General features: G+C 59.2%; 14 protein-coding genes. 6 read left to right on the top strand and 8 right to left on the bottom strand.

Annotation, left to right across the window (positions count from 1 at the left end; translation table 11 throughout):
• Nucleotides 1-18 precede the first annotated feature (18 nt).
• Both VGC62_RS13095 and VGC62_RS13090 read left to right on the top strand, forming a co-directional pair.
• Nucleotides 19-2313 carry a heavy metal translocating P-type ATPase gene (locus VGC62_RS13095; protein ID WP_331187506.1) on the top strand — a complete coding sequence of 765 codons (2295 nt, stop codon included), beginning with the start codon at nt 19-21 and terminating at the stop codon, nt 2311-2313.
• Nucleotides 2314-2582: 269 nt separating this feature from the next.
• Nucleotides 2583-3110, top strand: a complete 528-nt coding sequence (locus tag VGC62_RS13090) for a hypothetical protein (protein WP_331187505.1) — start codon at nt 2583-2585, stop codon at nt 3108-3110.
• A 157-nt stretch (nt 3111-3267) separates the two neighbouring features.
• Here VGC62_RS13090 and hutG read toward each other — a convergent pair whose 3' ends face one another.
• From hutG to hutU, 7 genes are all read right to left on the bottom strand, one after another.
• Nucleotides 3268-4071: an N-formylglutamate deformylase gene (gene hutG, locus VGC62_RS13085; protein WP_331187504.1), complete on the bottom strand. Its 804-nt coding sequence runs from the start codon at nt 4069-4071 to the stop codon at nt 3268-3270.
• 21 nt (nt 4072-4092) lie between these two features.
• A complete protein-coding gene (gene hutI / locus VGC62_RS13080; protein ID WP_331187503.1) occupies nt 4093-5298 on the bottom strand; it encodes an imidazolonepropionase in 1206 nt (401 codons plus the stop codon).
• Nucleotides 5299-5325: 27 nt separating this feature from the next.
• Entirely contained in the window at nt 5326-6723 is a 1398-nt protein-coding gene (locus VGC62_RS13075) for an amino acid permease (RefSeq protein WP_331187502.1), read from the bottom strand.
• 189 nt (nt 6724-6912) lie between these two features.
• Nucleotides 6913-8448 carry a histidine ammonia-lyase gene (hutH, locus tag VGC62_RS13070; RefSeq protein ID WP_331187520.1) on the bottom strand — a complete coding sequence of 512 codons (1536 nt, stop codon included), beginning with the start codon at nt 8446-8448 and terminating at the stop codon, nt 6913-6915.
• Nucleotides 8449-8631: 183 nt separating this feature from the next.
• A complete protein-coding gene (locus VGC62_RS13065) occupies nt 8632-9483 on the bottom strand; it encodes a glycine betaine/L-proline ABC transporter ATP-binding protein (RefSeq protein ID WP_331187519.1) in 852 nt (283 codons plus the stop codon).
• Nucleotides 9483-10334: a proline/glycine betaine ABC transporter permease gene (locus VGC62_RS13060; RefSeq protein WP_331187501.1), complete on the bottom strand. Its 852-nt coding sequence runs from the start codon at nt 10332-10334 to the stop codon at nt 9483-9485. The genes VGC62_RS13065 and VGC62_RS13060 overlap by 1 nt, the downstream gene beginning before the upstream one ends.
• Before the next feature lie 213 nt (nt 10335-10547).
• Nucleotides 10548-12239 carry a urocanate hydratase gene (gene hutU, locus VGC62_RS13055; RefSeq protein ID WP_331187500.1) on the bottom strand — a complete coding sequence of 564 codons (1692 nt, stop codon included), beginning with the start codon at nt 12237-12239 and terminating at the stop codon, nt 10548-10550.
• Nucleotides 12240-12727: 488 nt separating this feature from the next.
• Here hutU and VGC62_RS13050 point away from each other — a divergent pair, with 488 nt between their 5' ends.
• Nucleotides 12728-13507 (top strand): acetoin reductase, encoded by a 780-nt coding sequence (locus VGC62_RS13050; protein WP_331187499.1) that lies wholly within the window; start codon nt 12728-12730, stop codon nt 13505-13507.
• A 498-nt stretch (nt 13508-14005) separates the two neighbouring features.
• Here VGC62_RS13050 and VGC62_RS13045 read toward each other — a convergent pair whose 3' ends face one another.
• Nucleotides 14006-15892 carry a sigma-54-dependent Fis family transcriptional regulator gene (locus VGC62_RS13045; protein ID WP_331187498.1) on the bottom strand — a complete coding sequence of 629 codons (1887 nt, stop codon included), beginning with the start codon at nt 15890-15892 and terminating at the stop codon, nt 14006-14008.
• A 308-nt stretch (nt 15893-16200) separates the two neighbouring features.
• On the opposite strand from VGC62_RS13045, the gene VGC62_RS13040 reads away from it, so the two are divergent.
• From VGC62_RS13040 to VGC62_RS13030, 3 genes are all read left to right on the top strand, one after another.
• A complete protein-coding gene (locus VGC62_RS13040) occupies nt 16201-17178 on the top strand; it encodes a thiamine pyrophosphate-dependent dehydrogenase E1 component subunit alpha (RefSeq protein ID WP_331187497.1) in 978 nt (325 codons plus the stop codon).
• A 60-nt stretch (nt 17179-17238) separates the two neighbouring features.
• Complete coding sequence (locus VGC62_RS13035) at nt 17239-18258, top strand: alpha-ketoacid dehydrogenase subunit beta (protein WP_331187496.1); 1020 nt, start codon at nt 17239-17241, stop codon at nt 18256-18258.
• On the top strand, nt 18255-18610 hold a 356-nt coding region (locus VGC62_RS13030; RefSeq protein ID WP_331187495.1), incomplete at its 3' end, for a biotin/lipoyl-containing protein. The genes VGC62_RS13035 and VGC62_RS13030, both read left to right, overlap by 4 nt.

Below are 18610 nucleotides of genomic sequence, written 5' to 3'. Positions count from 1 at the left end.
ACACCAAGGGACTCTATGATGAGTGACTCTGTACACAAACATCCGCCTCATGATCACGCCGAGCACGACCACACAGGCCTTGGGGATTCGGCTCATGATCACGATCATCAGCCAGCTAAATTCACACCCGTGCATCAGCATGAAGGTCATGACCATGCCTGCTGTTCCCATGAAAGCGCACCGGCCGTCGTGACCTTTGGTGATGTTTCGGTAACAGATAACCAACTGAGTAACTTCCGCATCGAGGCAATGGACTGCCCGACCGAGCAGACGCTGATCCAGAACAAGCTTGGCAAGATGGCGGGCATTCAAAAGCTTGAATTCAACCTGATCACTCGCGTGCTGGGCGTTTGGCATGAACTGCCGTCGACCGATCCGATTCGTGAGGCCATCGGTTCGTTGGGCATGCAGGCCGACTTGATCAAAGAAGGCGCGGACCAAGAGACCACCCCGTTGCCGGAGCCGAAAAAGCCGTGGTGGCCGTTGGCTGTGTCCGGTGTTGCGGCGTTGGCGTCCGAAGTCATCCATTTCACCCAGGCAGCGCCGACCTGGGTAGTGGCGTTGATCGCGTTGGTAGCCATTTTCAGCGGTGGGCTGAGCACCTACAAGAAGGGCTGGATTGCCCTGAAGAACCTCAACCTGAACATCAACGCGTTGATGAGCATCGCCGTGACCGGAGCGGTATTGATCGGTCAATGGCCGGAAGCCGCGATGGTCATGTTTTTGTTCACGGTCGCCGAGTTGATCGAGGCCAAGTCTCTGGACCGTGCGCGCAACGCGATTGGCGGGCTGATGCAGTTGACGCCAGACATGGCGACTGTGCAGCAAGATGGGCAATGGATTGAGATCGAAGCCAAGCAGATTGAGCTGGGTGCTGTAGTGCGGGTCAAGCCGGGCGAACGCATTGGCCTGGACGGCGAAGTCGTTGCCGGCAACTCAAGCGTCGATCAAGCGCCGATCACCGGCGAAAGCCTGCCCGTCGAAAAAACCGTGGGTGACAAGGTCTTCGCCGGCACCATCAATCAGGCCGGTTCGCTTGAATTCAAAGTCACCGCTGCGGCGAACAATTCGACGCTGGCGCGAATCATTCATGCCGTGGAAGCGGCCCAGGGTGCGCGGGCACCAACGCAACGATTCGTCGATACCTTCTCCAAAATCTACACCCCGGCGATATTCGCTTTGGCGGTTGCGGTTGCGGTGATTCCCCCGCTATTCATGGGCGCGCAGTGGTTCGACTGGATCTATCGGGCGCTGGTGCTGCTGGTAGTAGCGTGCCCCTGTGCGCTGGTGATTTCGACGCCGGTGACCATCGTCAGCGGCCTGGCGGCTGCGGCGCGCAGAGGTATTTTGATCAAGGGCGGCGTCTATCTTGAGATGGGCCACAAGCTCGACGTGATCGCTTTGGACAAAACCGGGACGATCACCTATGGCAAACCGGTGCAGACCGATTACGTGCTGCTAGATTCGGCGTTGGGCGACAAAGTGGTGGCCATTTCCGCCAGCCTTGCAGGACGCTCCGATCACCCGGTTTCGCTGGCGGTCGCGAAAGCCGCTGAGCGGCAATCGCACCTTGAGGTCACCGCGTTCGAAGCCATTGCTGGCCGGGGCGTGAAAGGTGAGATCGACGGTCGGCTGTATCACTTGGGCAACCATCGTCTGGTTCACGAATCCGGGCTGTGTTCGCCAGAGCTTGAGGCCAAACTCGAAACGCTGGAAGCACAGGGCAAAACCGTGGTCTTGCTGTTCGACGCAACCGGGCCGCTGGCGCTGTTCGCCGTCGCCGACACAGTGAAAGAGAGCAGCCGCGAAGCAATTGAGCAGTTACATGAAATGGGCATCAAAACCCTGATGCTGACTGGCGACAATCCGCACACAGCCAAGGCAATTGCCGATCAGGTGGGGATAGATCAGGCCCAGGGTAACTTGTTGCCCGCAGACAAACTGCTGGCGATTGAAGGCCTGTATGCGCAGAATCACCGGGTTGGCATGGTGGGTGATGGCATCAACGACGCACCCGCACTGGCGCGTTCAGAGATTGGTTTCGCCATGGCAGCAGCGGGCACCGATACCGCCATCGAGACCGCCGACGTGGCATTAATGGACGACGACTTGCGCAAGATCCCGACGTTCATTCGTCTGTCCCGGCACACCTCGGCAATCCTCAAGCAAAACATCGCACTGGCGCTGGTAATCAAACTCATCTTCCTGGTCGTGACCTTTGCGGGCATGGCAACCATGTGGATGGCGGTATTCGCTGACATGGGCGTGAGTTTGCTGGTGGTGTTCAATGGGTTGCGGTTGTTGAGGAAGTAAGCAATTCGCAGGCGCCTGTCGGCTGTACTGGCGCCTTCGCGAGCAAGCTTGCCCTTCATGTTTACAGCACGACGGCACGGCGTCTGGACAATGGGCATATCCGACAGAAATGGTGCTCCTTTCACTTTTGTAGGGCTTCAGCCCTTGACTTGTAATCCTCTTCCGAAAAATCCGTAATCAGGCCGATTTCAACACGCTGTGTAATGACATCTGGCAAAACCCACACTTATCTTGCGCCCCTCATCCAGACGATCAGGGAAGTCGTGTTCATGCCCAAGCCGTACACGTTCATCAACCAGAAGCTGCAAAGCTATTCTTCCCTCAGAGACAGCCTGGTGACCGATGCCAGGGCAAGGTTAAAGTTCGACCAGCTTAACGCTGCTATCCGCAACCAAATGGTTATGCCGGGCCAGTTAGTGATCGTGGGTGACGCTTGCTCCAGTGTCTTTACCGGAGAAGAGCGGCAATTGATGACCTACGCTGGCGCTGTCCAGCACTCCCTCATGTCGAACGGCTCCGTCGCCAACGAAGTCATGATGCAAAATTATGACATGCTGCAAAGCATCATGACTTATGGCTCGATTGGCATCGGTACCACCACGGGGGCATGGAACAAACACCTCAATGGAATAAAAGATACGCTGAGCGAGATTGAATCCCTGCATCAGCGCTGGCGATCTGGGGCATTGCCCAAGAGCTTGGCCGTATCAAAAGGGCCAAAACGCACTGACTGTAGGAGCGCGGCTTGTCCCGTGACCGACAGGAAACCCGTCGTAAAACCTGCGCACGCAGTGTGACAGGCAGACCGCACACACCAGGGTTTACTGCCGCTGCGCGCCAAGTCGCGGGACAAGCCCAGTTCCTACAGAAAATTCATTTTTATTCATACAGTTACAGTGTGCTTGATGAGAGTGGCCTCGTCCGCGAAAGCGTCCGTCCGTGCGGCGATAAAGTTTACTTCCCGTATCTCTCCCGCCCCCAATCGATCATTCCCTGCAACAACGCCTTCAGCACCACACGCGTCGGGGCGGCCAGGTCTGGACGGTAATGGAACGGCACGAATTCTTCCATGTAGGTACTTTGGGTCAGTTCCAGCTGTACGGCGTGGATATTGTTGGCTGGGTCGCCGTAGTGGCGGGTGATGTGGCCGCCTTTGAAGCGGCCATTTAGCACATGGCTGTAATCGGTTGCGGCAGCGCAGATGGCTTCTACTTTTTTCTCCAGCGTTGCGTCGCAACTGGCGCCGTTGAAGGTGCCTAGGTTGAAGTCCGGCAAGCGCCCGTCGAACAGATGGGGAATGTGTCCACGAATCGAATGCGCATCGAACAGCAGCGCATAACCGAACTCGTCGCGCAGTCGCTCAAGCTCTTGCTGCAACGTGTCGTGGTATGGCGTCCAGATGTCCTCCAGATAGGTCTCGCGCTCTGCCTTGCTGGGTGTCAGGCCCTCGTGGAACAGCGGATCACCTTCGAACAGCGTCGATGGAAACAACCCGGTGGTGGCACCGGCATAGAGCGGTTTGTCGTCCGAGGGTCGATTGAGGTCGATGACGAAACGCGAGTATTCGGCGGCCAGTACGCTGGCGCCCATTTCATGGGCGAAGTCATATAGGCGCGGGATATGCCAGTCGGTGTCTGGCAGGCTCAACGCCTCGGTCACCAGCCCCGCCTTGACCGTCTCTGTCAGTTTCAGGCCAGGGTGCGGCATGCTGATCAGCAGCGGGACACGCCCGCGGGTGAAGCTCAGAACCTTGTCCACGATGTTCTCCCGATGAGTACATTAGAAAGTGCTTTCGACGCCGTGACGCACGACCCGTTTGTCCAGATCGCCGCCCAGCCAATACGCCAGATCCGCTGGCCGTTCAATGTTCCAGGCGACGAAGTCAGCCACCTTGCCGACCTCAAGTGAGCCGTGTGTTGCAGCCATGCCGAGCGCCGTGGCGGCATGAATCGTTGCGCCGGCGAGTGCTTCTTCTGGCGTCATGCGAAACAGGGTGCAGGCCATGTTCAACATCAAGCGCAGAGACAAACCCGGCGACGTGCCGGGGTTCAAGTCGGTGGCGATGGCGATCTTTACGCCATGCTTGCGCAGCGCGTCCATCGGCGGCAGTTGGGTTTCGCGCAGGAAGTAAAAAGCCCCTGGCAGCAACACCGCGACGGTTCCAGCGGTGGCCATGGCGATGGCGTCTTGCTCGGTCATGAACTCCAGATGGTCTGCCGACAACGCCTGGTAACGCGCCGCTAGACTCGAACCGTGCAGCGACGAAAGCTGCTCGGCGTGCAACTTCACCGGCAAGCCTAGCTGCCTGGCAGAGATAAACAAGCGCTCCACCTGATCGGGTGAGAACGCCAGGTATTCGCAGAACGCATCCACTGCATCTACCAGCTCTTCGGCTGCCAGCGCGGGCAGCATGTCGCTGCAGATGTGGTTGATGTAGTCGTCGGCGCGGTCTTTGTACTCGGGTGGCAGCGCGTGGGCGGCCAGACAAGTGGCGCGCACCGTGACCGGCAATTGCTCGCCCAAGCGCCGCGCTACACGCAGCATCTTGCGCTCGTTCTTCAGGTCCAGGCCGTAACCGGATTTGATCTCCACGGTGGTCACGCCGTCTTTGAGCAGATGCTTGAGACGTCGCTCGGCGCTGGCGTACAACTCGTCTTCACTGGCGGCACGCGTAGCGCGCACGGTGCTGGCGATACCGCCACCGGCTGCGGCGATTTCAGCGTAACTTGCGCCTTGCAAGCGCTGTTCGAACTCGCCGCTGCGATTGCCGCCGAACACTGTGTGCGTGTGGCAATCGATCAAGCCGGGCGTGACCCAGGCGCCGCTCAAGTCAACAGACTGAATATCGCCCTGAGGCGGCAGCTCACTGCGCGGCCCGATCCAGGCGATGTGCGCTCCCTGGGTCACGATGGCCGCGTCCTCGATGATCGAGTATTCGCCATGGGCCATGCTTGCGACATGACAATGTTGCCAGAGCGTTTTCATCGGTAGCCTCCGGTTTTTGATATCAGTTCAATGGGATGAAAAGGACGGTTTCGGGTGCCGCCCCTGCCGCGGTTTGACCCACAGGCAATAAGCGATCACCAACAGCAAGATCCAGATTGCGCCAACGATCAGCGCTGCCCGAGTCTCGGGAAACCAGCCCAGCACGCCGAACACGAACAACATGAACCCCGTCGCGATAATCGGCGCTACCGGCCAGAACGGTACTGGGAATTTCAATTTAGCGACCTGCTCGCGGGTCATCGAGCGACGCATGGCGATCTGCGTGACCAGAATCATCAACCACACCCACACCGTGGCAAACGTGGCGATGGACGCGATCAGCAGAAACACGTTTTCCGGGATCAGGTAATTCAGGACCACGCCACACAGCAACGTGACGCCCATAACCAGCACCGTCATCCACGGCACGCCATTGGCCGAAAGTTGCGCGAAACCTTTGGGTGCCTGACCTTGCCTGGCCAGACCGTACATCATGCGCCCGGCACCGAAGATGTCGCTATTGATCGCCGACACCGCCGCCGAGATCACCACAACGTTGAGGACGGTCGCCGCCGAGGTTATCCCAAGATGATCGAAGATCTGCACGAACGGGCTGCCCTGACTGCCAATCTGCTGCCACGGATACAACGACATCAGGACGAACAGCGTCAGCACGTAAAACAACAAAATACGCAGCGGCACGGCGTTGATAGCCCGTGGAATCACCCGTTGCGGGTCTTTTGCTTCGCCTGCGGTAATGCCGATGATTTCGATGCCGCCGAAAGCAAACATCACCACTGCCAAGGAGGCCACCATACCGCCGACGCCAGTGGGCATGAAGCCGCCATGCGTCCAGAGATTACTGACGCTAGTGACGTATTCACCCGACGCCGAGCCCATGCCGAACAGCATGATGCCCAAACCTGCGAGGATCATCGCGATGATTGCCCCAACCTTGAGCAGTGACAGCCAAAACTCGGTCTCACCGAAGACTTTGACGCTGCACAGGTTCAGCGCGCCGATAAAAAATATGATGCTCAGAATCCAAATCCAGCGGGGTACATCGGGAAACCAGAAGCCCATGTAAATCCCGAAGGCCGTGACGTCGGCCAGACAGACGATGATCATCTCGAAGGCATAGGTCCAGCCCAGTACAAACCCCGCCAGCGAGCCGAGATAGGTATTGGCGTATTCGCCGAAAGAGCCCGACACGGGGTTGTGTACCGCCATTTCTCCCAGCGCACGCATGACCATGTACACCGCCGCGCCTGCGATCAGGTAGACCAGCAACACCGCAGGACCGGCCATTTTTATCGCTTCGGCCGAGCCATAGAACAACCCCGTACCGATGGCTGAACCAAGCGCCATGAAGCGTATGTGGCGCGCGGTCAGGCCGCGTTTCAGGGACGTTTGTTGCGTATTCATTTCGCGATCCTTGTTGTTCTTGTGCGGCGAAATGGTGTGGATGAGCAGCGTCCCTCTGTAGGAGCGAACGTGTTCGCAAGACGGGTATCCGGGACGTCACAAAAGCGCCTCGCCAACACGTTGTCTCCTACAGAGGTTTTGCTTCCCACAATCATTTCAACGACAGACCCATCCTGGTCTGTCCGAGCGTTAAACGCTTGGTAGCAGACCTGCAGGTGCCAGGGCATTCAGGCATTGTGAAGCGAGCAATTGGATGGCCGCGTCGATGTCCGGCGCGAAGAAGCGGTCCTTCTCATAGAACGGCACCTGGCTGCGCAAGGCAGCACGGGCTTTTTCCAACTTGATCGAGGTTTTGAGGCCGTTGCGCAGGTCCAGGCCCTGGCAAGCGGCGAGCCATTCTACGGCAAGAACACCACGGGTGTTTTCTGCCATTTCCCACAACCGCTTGCCCGCAGCCGGCGCCATGGATACGTGGTCTTCCTGGTTAGCCGACGTCGGAATGCTGTCGACGCTGTGCGGATGAGCCAGTGCCTTGTTCTCGCTGGCGAGCGCCGCAGCGGTCACCTGAGCGATCATGAAGCCCGAGTTCACGCCACCGTTGGCCACCAGGAACGGCGGCAACTGCGACATGTGTTTGTCCATCATCAGCGAAATGCGGCGTTCGCTGAGCGAGCCGATTTCCGCCAATGCCAACGCCAGGTTGTCAGCGGCCATTGCGACCGGTTCAGCGTGGAAGTTACCGCCGGAGATAACATCGCCTTCAGCGGCGAATACCAGCGGGTTGTCCGATACGGCATTGGCCTCGACCGCCAGCACTTCGGCGGCCTGACGCAGTTGAGTCAGGCAGGCGCCCATGACTTGCGGCTGGCAACGCAGAGAGTACGGGTCCTGAACCTTGTCGCAATCACGATGGGATTCCGAGACTTCGCTGCCATCGCCAAGCAAATCACGATAGGCCGCCGCCGCGTCGATCTGTCCGCGTTGACCGCGAGCGGCATGAATGCGCGCATCGAACGGCGAACGTGAGCCCAGTACTGCTTCGACAGTCAGCGCGCCACAGGCCAACGCACCGGCAAACAAGTCTTCGCCTTCGAACAGGCCACGCAGGGCATAAGCGGTAGACACCTGGGTGCCGTTGAGCAGCGCCAGACCTTCTTTGGCCGCAAGCGTCAGCGGCTCAAGACCGGCCACCGCCAGCGCTTCTACCGCGTTCAGCCATTGGCCGTTGTGACGTGCCTTGCCTTCGCCGAGCAATACCAGCGACATGTGCGCCAGCGGTGCCAGATCGCCCGATGCGCCGACCGAACCCTTGAGCGGGATGTGCGGATAGACCTCGGCGTTAATCAGCGCGATCAGCGCGTCGATCACCTTGCGACGAATGCCGGAGAAGCCACGGCTGAGGCTGTTGACCTTGAGCACCATGATCAGGCGCACCAGCTCATCGCTAATCGGCTGGCCTACGCCTGCGGCATGCGACAGCACCAGCGAGCGTTGCAGGTTCTCCAGGTCGGCGCTGGCGATGCGCGTGGACGCCAGCAGACCGAAACCGGTGTTGATACCGTAGGCGGTGCGATTCTCGGCCAGAATCTGCTCGACGCAGGCGACGCTGTCTTCGATGGGCTGGTCAGCGCTGCTGTCCAGGCTCAGGGTCACGGGTTGCTGATAGATCGCACGCAGTTGCGCCAATGTCAGTTGGCCCGGGATCAGGTTCAGCGGGGTCGCCAGTTTTGAATCAGTCACGATGCTACTCCTTCGTTGATGTCGGTCGGTTGCCCTGAGTTGGCTCCTGCCTGCCCCGCACTTGTGGTGCTCGGGGCCCGACGGCTACTGGTTGATGATTTCCCGTTGCGAGCAATGACGCGTCCGCGATGATGATCTGCTCAGGTCGCAACATGTCTGCAATGGTCCTTAAAGCATGGCCACGCGCCGCTGGACGAAACGATCAACGTATTCATCGGCGGGCGAGTAGAGGATTTCTTTCGGCGTACCGACCTGAATCAACCGGCCGTCCTTGAGGATGGCAATGCGGTTGCCGATGCGTACGGCTTCGTCGAGGTCGTGGGTGATGAACACGATGGTCTTCTTCAGCGCCGATTGCAGCTCCAGCAACTGATCCTGCATTTCGGCGCGAATCAGCGGGTCGAGGGCGCTAAAAGCTTCGTCCATCAGGATGATGTCGGTGTCGGCCGCAAGAGCCCGCGCCAAACCCACACGCTGGCGCATGCCGCCAGAGAGCTGATGCGGGTATTTGTTTTCGTAGCCTTTAAGGTCCACGACGTTGATCCAATGCAGCGCGCGCTCACTGCACACGGCTTTGCTTTCGCCGCGTACCGCCAGCCCGTAAGAGACGTTTTCCTGCACGGTTTTGTGTGGCAGCAGGCCGAAGCTCTGGAACACCATGCTGATCTTGTGCCGACGAAATTGGCGCAGGGCCTCCATGTCGTAGGTCAGGATATTTTCGCCATCTACCAAAATCTCGCCGCTGGTGGGATCGATCAGCCGGTTGAAGTGGCGCACCAGCGTGGATTTGCCTGAGCCCGACAGGCCCATGATGACGAAGATCTCACCGCTGCCAATGGACAACGACAAGTCATTCACACCGACCACACACCCCGTTTCGGCGAGTACCTGATCCTTGGTTTTGTTCTGCCGGATCATACTCAGCGCGTCTTTGGCACGGTTGCCGAAGATCTTGTACACGTTCTTCACGACAATCTTGTTGTGCGCTGCATTGGGCGCGGTGATGGATCGCGCATTCATCATTTGTGCGCCTCATGCCGTGGGCGGCCATAGGCCTGAGTGATACGGTCGATGACCACCGCGAGAATCACGATTGCCAGACCGGCCTCCAGGCCACGTCCGACGTTAAGCGTCTGGATTCCGATCAGCACGTCTTCACCCAAGCCACGCGCGCCGATCATTGAAGCAATCACCACCATAGACAGGGCCATCATGGTGGTCTGGTTGATCCCGGCCATGATGCTCGGTAACGCCAGGGGCAACTGCACACCAAACAGTTGCTGCCAGCGATTGGCCCCGAAGGCGTTGATCGCCTCCATTACTTCGCCATCGACCTGACGGATGCCCAGGTCGGTCAGGCGAATCAGCGGCGGCGCTGCGTAGATCACGGTGGCGAAGATCGCCGGGACTTTGCCCAGACCGAACAGCATCAGCACCGGGATCAGGTACACGAAACTGGGCATCGTCTGCATGACGTCGAGCAGCGGCATCAGCACCGAACGCAAGCGATTGCTGCGCGCCGAAAGAATGCCCAACGGTATACCGATCAGCACCGAAATAAAGGTCGCTACCAGCATCAGCGCGAGGGTCTGCATCAGCTTGTCCCACAAACCGACTGCGCCAACCAGAAACAGCAAGCCGACGATCACCGCCGTGGTGGTCAGTTTGCGTGTGGCGTGCCAGGCGATGCCGGCAACAATGGCCAGCAACAGCCACCATGGCGCGATGCGCAGCAAGCCTTCTAGCTTGACGATGGCCCATAGCAGCGTGTCCGAGATATGCCGAAATACATCGCCGTAATTGGTAACCAGCTTGTCGACCCAGTCATTGACCCAGTCGGCGATGGAGAACGTGAAGCTTTCGGGAAACATAAGGTGCTCTCGATCAAGTAGGTGGAGCGTGTCTGCTGTTCGGGTGTATCGCTCCAACGGATTTGCATCAACCTAAAGCGAGGCATCCACCTTCTCTCTCCATCGGGGCTTTACACCAGACATGCATCTTGCCTGCTTGTTCGCGAGGCGGCGTACCTGAAACACCCCGTTAATACCTCGCCAACACGTTCGTTCATACAGACAGTGCGTGCCTTAGCCGGTGATCATCGGCAGGTTCAAGCCCTGCTCTTTGGCGCAATCGATGGCGATCTGGTAACCGGCGTCGGCGTGACGCATGACGCCGGTCGCCGGGTCGTTGTGCAGCACGCGGGCGATACGCTCGGCCGCTTCATCGGTGCCGTCACAAACGATGACCATCCCTGAGTGCTGCGAGAAGCCCATGCCGACGCCACCACCATGGTGCAGCGAAACCCAGGTCGCGCCGCTGGCAGTGTTGAGCAGGGCGTTGAGCAGTGGCCAGTCGGACACCGCATCGGAGCCATCTTGCATCGATTCGGTTTCGCGGTTCGGGCTGGCGACGGAGCCTGAGTCCAGGTGATCGCGACCGATCACCACTGGCGCCGACAGTTCGCCGCTGCGGACCATCTCGTTGAACGCCAGGCCCAGCATGGCGCGCTGACCCAGACCGACCCAGCAGATACGTGCCGGCAGCCCCTGGAAGGCAATGCGTTCGCGGGCCATGTCCAGCCAGTTGTGCAGGTGGGCGTCGTCCGGGATCAGCTCTTTGACTTTTGCGTCTGTCTTGTAGATGTCTTGCGGGTCGCCCGACAGCGCGGCCCAGCGGAATGGGCCAACGCCACGGCAGAACAGCGGACGGATATAAGCCGGGACGAAGCCTGGGAAATCGAATGCGTTGGTGACGCCCTCGTCCTTGGCCATCTGGCGGATGTTGTTGCCATAGTCGAAGGTCGGGATGCCTTGTTTCTGGAACGCCAGCATCGCTTCAACGTGCTCGGCCATCGACTGCTTGGCAGCTTTTACGACTGCGGCCGGTTCGGTCACTGCGCGGGCGCGGTATTGCTCCCACGTCCAGCCTTTGGGCAAGTAACCATTCAACGGATCGTGGGCGCTGGTCTGGTCGGTGACCATGTCCGGGCGCACGCCACGGCGAACCATTTCCGGCAGGATGTCTGCCGCGTTGCCGCACAACGCGATAGAGATCGCCTTGCCTTCGGCGGTGTACTTGGCGATGCGCGCCAGCGCGTCATCCAGATCAGTGGCTTGCTCGTCGACGTAGCGGGTTTTCAAGCGAAAATCGATACGGCTCTGCTGGCATTCAATGTTCAGGGAGCAGGCCCCGGCCATGCCAGCAGCCAACGGTTGCGCGCCGCCCATGCCGCCCAGGCCAGCGGTCAACACCCACTTGCCTTTGAGATCACCGTTGTAATGCTGACGACCGGCTTCAACGAAGGTTTCGTAGGTGCCCTGAACGATGCCCTGGCTGCCGATGTAGATCCAACTGCCGGCAGTCATTTGGCCATACATGGCCAAGCCTTTGGCGTCGAGTTCATTGAAGTGCTCCCAACTCGCCCAATGCGGCACAAGGTTGGAGTTGGCGATCAATACACGCGGTGCGTTGGTGTGGGTCTTGAATACGCCGACCGGCTTGCCAGATTGCACCAGCAGGGTCTCGTCGTCATTCAGGTTGGTCAGGCTCTCGACGATCTTGTCGTAGCATTCCCAGTTGCGTGCGGCACGGCCAATACCGCCGTAGACCACCAGTTCGTTCGGGTTCTCGGCGACGTCCGGGTCGAGGTTGTTCATCAACATCCGCAACGGCGCTTCGGTGAGCCAGCTCTTGGCGGTCAGTGTGTTACCACGCGCGGCGCGGATTTCGACGTCGCGGTATTTGGTCCAATGCGGGGTTTTGTTGTCAGTAGTCACGTAACAATCCTCGGGTGATCGATCCAGACCGGCCCAGGCACTGGGCTAGCGGTGCCTGTGGCGAACAGGCGGAACGGGGTAGCGGCAAGTCTCGCGCCGATGACTGTGGCAGTCGGTCTGAGCACGTTGAACGTTACTCTTGCCTACCCATCTTTACTTGTACATACAAGAATATGCAAGCAAGAGACCAACTTTACTTATGAGCGTGCTATCTAGGCGATAACCCATCTAGATCAAGCCTTTCAAGAGGAGTGATCGCAGGGCAGGAGGGCGTACGTTGCAAGCGAATGGCTGGCGAGCCTGTTACTTTTCGGGGCGCGGCGCCCCAATGCGGTGCGCGCAGTAACAGTCGGTGACGCGAAATGCAGAAAATGGCTTCTGCTCAGCGAGACGGTCCGTCTCAGGCGCTACGTGGTTAAACCAAGTGCTCGACTTTGCCCGGCCAGCAGGTCATACCCGAGGTTCTATTCAGTCTTGAGGACACTGCCATGAGTCTTGTTGGGAAAGTCGCGTTGGTCACCGGAGCCGGTCAGGGTATTGGCAGGGCGATTGCCTTGCGGCTGGCAAAAGACGGCGCGGACATTGCGCTGGGCGACATCAACTCGCAAAAGATCGAAGAGGTTGCCGCAGAAATCGTCGCCTTGGGGCGTAGGGCAACCACCTACGTGGTCGATGTCTCGAAACTGGATCAAGTGGTCGCGGCGGTCGATCACACCTACGCCCAACTCGGCGGTTTCGACATCATGGTCAACAATGCCGGCATTGCACAGATCTCGCCGCTGCTGGAGGTGACGCCCGAACAGGTCGAGCGTGTCTTGAGCATCAACATCCAAGGAGTGATCTGGGGCATTCAGGCGGCTGGCAAAAAGCTCAAATCGCTGAACCAACGCGGCAAGATCATCAATGCCTGCTCGATTGCCGGACATGAGGGGTTTGCCTTGCTGGGGGTGTATTCGGCAACCAAATTTGCCGTGCGCGCACTGACCCAGGCGGCTGCCAAAGAACTCGCCAGTTCAGGGATTACCGTCAACAGTTATTGCCCAGGTGTGGTGGGGACGGACATGTGGGTCGAAATCGACAAACGCATGGCCGAAATTACCGGCGCCGAGGTCGGTGCGACCTACAAGAAATACGTCGAAGGCATTGCCTTGGGCCGCGCAGAAACACCCGAAGACGTTGCCGGCTTTGTGTCGTATCTGGCCGGGCCGGACGCCGACTACATGACCGGGCAATCACCGATGATTGATGGCGGGATGGTATATCGCTGATGTGATTGAGGGGCTGGGCTGGAGGCAAAATAAGTCAGCCCCTAGTCGATGTCTGCCTGTCACACCGTGTGTGCAGGTTTACGACGGGTTCCCCGCCGGTCGCGGGACACGCCCAGCGCCTACGAGCCGTCATCGCAAATGCTTTATCGGGGGGCATTGTAGGAGTGAACTTGTTCGCGAGACGGCGCCTCAGACGCACTGCGGTGGTAGCCTCGCCAACACGTTGGCTCCTACAGTTTGAACTGCGTCGTCAGACACAGTTATCCGCACTTCAATCAGCTGTAGGAGCGCGGCTTGTCCCGCGATCTGACGCGCAGCGGCAGTAAATCCACAGGATCTTCAGAAACACCAGGCACGCGGCGCACACCCCCGCAGCCTTCGGCAGCCCCAACATGTCCCGTGTTTGCTGCGCGACAGCGCGGCGCCTTGGTGGCGGGACGGCTCCCATCGGTTATTTTTTGTCTTTTAAACGGACAACTTTTTGATGAGCACAGGTGGCTAGACGCGGCGCTTCCTAGGCATTTCGATGCCGTGTTCGTTGACCCGCCGATAAAGCGTTGCTCGGGAAATACCCAGCGAGCGCGCCGCATCCCCCGGCTTCCAGCGATGGCGGATCAACGCATCGAGCAGCAATTGTCGTTGCGCGCTGAGTGCCGGTTGATGGGTGGCAACGGTTATCTGCTCACCTCGGATCTCCAGCGGAAGGTCGTCTACCTGAATCGTCGCCCCTTCGCACACCGCACACGCATAACCCAACACATGCCGCAGTTGCCGAATATTCCCGGGCCAGGCGTAACCCAGCATCAATTCCAATGCCTGGGCACTGATACCGATAGAGCCGCCACTGCTGTGCGCGTGCTCTTCGAGCAAATGGTTGAGCAACGCGAGTTTGTCGGTACGTTCACGCAACGGCGGCAGTTGGAAACGTGCGCACCCCAGCCGGAAGTACAGGTCTTCGCGGAACGTGCCTGCACTCACCATCGACGACAAATCGCGATGCGTGGCGCAGATCACCTGAATGTCCACTTGCTGGCGCCGCGATGCTCCCAGCGGCGCGACTTCGCCTTCGGCCATGACGCGCAGCAGCCGGGTTTGTAGCGCCAGCGGCATGTCGCCGATTTCATCGAGAAACAAGGTGCCGCCATCGGCCTGTAGCAGCAGCCCTTTCATCCCTTTGTTCGAGGCGCCGGTAAAAGCACCGGCGGCGTAACCGAACAGCTCACTTTCGATCAGGCTTTCCGGGATGGCCGCGCAGTTGAGTGCAACGAAGGCACCACTGCGACGTGCGCTGTACTCATGCAACTGACGAGCGAAGACCTCCTTGCCTGCGCCGGTTTCACCCTGAATCAGCACGGGCAGGTTGCGGTCTTTGACGCGCACCGCCAAACGCAGGTTTTCATCGATGCGCGGATCGACCTGAGCGCTGTCATTGATGCGGCTGACTACAGTTGAGCGACGGGCCCTGAGCCTGGGTACGCTGACGCGGGCTTGCATATGCGTGGACTCGCCGCGCCAGTTCAGTTGCTGGTCAGTGTGTTCGCTGATGCCATGCAGCGCGTCCAGGTCAAACACTTCACCGATATGTTCCGGCAAGTGGCCATAACGCAGGCGCAGCGCTTGGCGCGCATTGCTATTGAGGCCCTGCAAGCGACCGTCGTTGTCCCAGGCCAGCAACAGGTCGGGTTGACTGTCGACATAACCCGGCGTGCTGTGGGCACGCAAAATCCAGTGCCCTTGGGCGCTGTGCATGAAAAATGCGTTTTCGATGGCCCGGGCGCTTTGCAGCACCATTTGTCGGACCAAATGCTGACTGCGGCGATCATCCGGCGATTGCAGGGCCGAGGCGTCCATGACACCGAGTAACTGGCCCTGCGGGTCGAAGATCGGTGCGGCTGAGCAGGTCAGTCCGATGAAGGCCGCACGAAAGTGATCGCGCTTATGCACAGTCACCGCGCTGTGGTTGGTCAATACCGTCGCCACGCCACAGGTGCCTTCTTCGGCCTCCGACCAGCACGTGCCCAGATACAAACCGGCTTTGCGGCAGTCGCTGCGAATGGCCGAATCGACACGGTAATCAATGGTCTGGCCTTGGGCGTCGGTGAGCATCACGCAGTAGTCGGCGTGCCGTATCCGGGCGTGGATCTGCGTGACTTCCTCGCTGGCGATGCGCATGAACAGCTCGGCGCGCTCGCGGCACTCTTTGAGCAAGGAGTGGGACAGGATGCGTGGCCCCTGCAGTGAACCTGGGTCCAGATGATGCTGGCTCATTGAGCGGCACCAGGAATCGAAAATCAACGAAGGCACAGGCGCTTTGGCCTGACGATCGGCATTGCGCACCACACGACTGACACAGTCGACATGGGCTCTTGAGTTCACGGCCAGCATTGACGCCTCCGGTGCTTGAACTTTTGTTGTTATGCCGACCATTAAGCGCCCATCGAACGAAGGCGACAAGCCTGGGGCGACAAAGAGCCGCACTGAGACGCTGCGTCTCAAGCGGGGCCGCGAGGGCCCTGCAAAGTGAAACGCACCGTCTCAATAGGGCCCGAAACTATCAGGTTGTTTTAGCGCGCAAAAGGCTCTAGGGCAGTGCTTTGCGTCAACTTTTCAAGGATTGGCACCTGGCTTGCTCTAGTCCCAACAGCTGGGGTCACCAGCTTTTTGTGTGTCGAGACAACCTGGAGAACAACAAGATGTCCACTCACCTGCCTACTGATCAACTGCTGCATGCCTACAAGGTCATGCGCACTATTCGTGATTTTGAAGAGCGCCTGCATGTGGAATTCGCCACGGGCGAGATCCCCGGCTTCGTTCATTTGTATGCCGGGGAAGAAGCCAGCGCTGCTGGCGTGATGGCCCATCTCAATGATGAAGATTGCATTGCGTCCAACCACCGCGGCCACGGCCACTGCATCGCCAAGGGTGTGGATGTGTACGGCATGATGGCTGAGATCTACGGCAAGAAAACCGGGGTCTGCGGCGGCAAAGGCGGCTCAATGCACATCGCCGATCTGGAGAAAGGCATGCTGGGTGCCAACGGGATCGTCGGTGCGGGTGCGCCATTGGCAGCAGGTGCGGCGCTGGCCGCCAAACTCAAGCGCAGCACCGGCGTTGCCGTGGCGTTCTTCGGTGACGGCGGCTCCAACGAAGGCGCAGTGTTCGAAGCCATGAACCTGGCCTCGATCATGAATCTGCCGTGCATTTTCGTCGCGGAAAACAATGGCTATGCCGAAGCCACAGCTTCCGGCTGGTCGGTCGCGTGCAAAGACATCGCCGACCGCGCCAGCGGTTTTGGCATGCCGGGGGTGATTGTCGACGGCCACGATTTTTTTGCGGTGTACGACGCTGCCGGTGCCGCCATCGAACGTGCCCGCGCAGGCTCCGGGCCAACGCTGATCGAGGTCAAGCTGAGCCGTTATTACGGCCACTTCGAAGGCGACGCACAAACCTATCGTGGTCCCAACGAGGTGAAAATCGTACGCGAAAGCAATGATTGCCTGGTGCGTTTTCGCGAGCGCTGCACAAGCGATGGCGTGCTCAACGCGGCCCAGTTCGAGCAGATCGACGGCGAAGTCGCACAACTGATCGACGACGCTGTGCGCCTGGCAAAGTCCGATCCCAAACCTACCGCACAAGACCTGCTTACCGACGTGTATGTCGCCTACCGCTAAGTAGCGTATCGACGAATCCATTGACCACCAGAAAAACAACAACGACCGTGGAGAATCATCATGGCTAGAAAAATCAGCTATCAGCAGGCAATCAACGAAGCGTTGGCCCAAGAGATGCGCCGCGATCACAGCGTATTCATCATCGGCCAGGACGTGGCAGGCGGTACTGGCGCACCCGGCGAACAAGATGCCTGGGGCGGCGTATTGGGCGTGACTAAAGGCCTGTACCCGGAGTTTCCGGACCGGGTTCTGGATGCGCCGCTGTCGGAAATCGGTTACGTCGGCGCTGCCGTGGGCGCAGCAACCCGTGGCATGCGCCCGGTGTGCGAGTTGATGTTTGTCGACTTCATCGGCTGCTGCCTGGACCAGATCCTCAATCAAGCCGCCAAGTTTCGCTACATGTTCGGCGGCAAGGCCGTCACCCCACTGGTAATCCGTGCGATGTATGGCGCTGGCCTGCGCGCGGCCGGGCAGCACTCGCAAATGCTCACCTCGATGTGGACGCATATCCCCGGCTTGAAAGTGGTGTGCCCCTCCTCGCCCTATGACGCCAAAGGCATGCTGATCCAGGCGATCCGGGACAACGACCCGGTGATCTTCCTGGAGCACAAAATGCTTTACAGCCTTCAGGGCGAGGTGCCCGAGGAGCTGTACACCGTGCCATTCGGTGAGGCCAATTTCGTCCGCGAAGGCGACGATGTCACCTTGGTCACTTACGGGCGCATGGTGCATCTGGCCATGGAGGCGGCAGGACGGCTAGCCAAACAAGGTATCGACTGCGAGGTACTGGACCTGCGCACCACCAGCCCGCTGGACGAAGACAGCATTCTGGAAAGCGTGGAGAAAACCGGGCGCCTGGTCGTGATCGATGAGTCCAACCCACGCTGCTCCATTGCCACCGACATCAGCGCGCTGGTGGCGCAAAAAGCGTTTAGCTCTCTACGTGCCCCCATTGAAATGGTCACCGCACCCCACACGCCAGTACCGTTCTCCGACGCACTCGAAGACCTTTACATCCCCAGCGCAGCGAAGATTGAGGCGGCGGTGCTGAAAATAGCTGACAAGAGGAAGGTCGCATGAGCCAGATCCACACCCTGACCATGCCCAAGTGGGGCCTGTCGATGACCGAAGGCCGGGTCGATACTTGGCTCAAGCAGGAAGGCGAGCACGTCGAAAAAGGCGAAGAAGTGCTCGACGTCGAGACCGATAAAATATCCAGCAGCGTCGAGTCGCCGTTTTCCGGGGTCTTGCGTCGCGTGCTGGCCAAGCCTGATGAGACCCTGCCGGTGGGCGCGCTGCTGGCCATCGTGGTTGAGGGCGAGGCAAGCGATGAGCAGATCAACGCGGTGATAGAGCAGTTTCAGGCCACTTTCGTGCCCGGAGGTGAAGAGGAAGAGGTGTCAGGCCCAAGCGCGCAGAAAATCGAGATCGG

The organism is Pseudomonas sp., assembly GCF_036404235.1.
In the GTDB taxonomy this organism is placed as follows: domain Bacteria; phylum Pseudomonadota; class Gammaproteobacteria; order Pseudomonadales; family Pseudomonadaceae; genus Aquipseudomonas.
The sequence above is the reverse complement of the archived record's forward strand: the minus strand, read 5'-3'. Positions and strand labels throughout refer to the sequence as shown.